The 324-nt window shown below is 61.7% G+C and carries 1 protein-coding gene; it reads right to left on the bottom strand.

Annotated elements, in window-relative coordinates:
- A partial coding sequence (locus PZA18_RS25845; protein ID WP_407951221.1) for a hypothetical protein occupies positions 1–324 on the bottom strand: 324 nt, incomplete at both ends.

Genomic DNA, 324 nt, shown 5'->3' on the forward strand with positions numbered 1-324 from the left:
CCGAGCCGAAACTCCAGCCGATATTGCCCAGGCCATTGCTGGTGAGCTTCTGATAGACCGCCGTCCAGTCGAGGCCCAGATCGCCGTTATCACTGGTCTGCACCGACAGCACCTTCACATCCACCTGCACCTGCCGGGTCAGCGCCGCGTTTTCGCGCTCGATGTATTCCGCAATGCGCTCGACGGCGTCGCGGGTATCGGTGACGGACACGGTGCCGGTGGTCTGCGAAATCTCGGCTTTGCCGGCCGCCGTCAGCATGGCTTTGAGGGTGCGTTCGATGTTGCTCCAGAACTGCAGCTTGGCGGTGGACGACACCTTGTTAT

It is taken from the genome of Parachitinimonas caeni, assembly GCF_030129945.1.
In the GTDB taxonomy this organism is placed as follows: domain Bacteria; phylum Pseudomonadota; class Gammaproteobacteria; order Burkholderiales; family Chitinimonadaceae; genus Parachitinimonas; species Parachitinimonas caeni.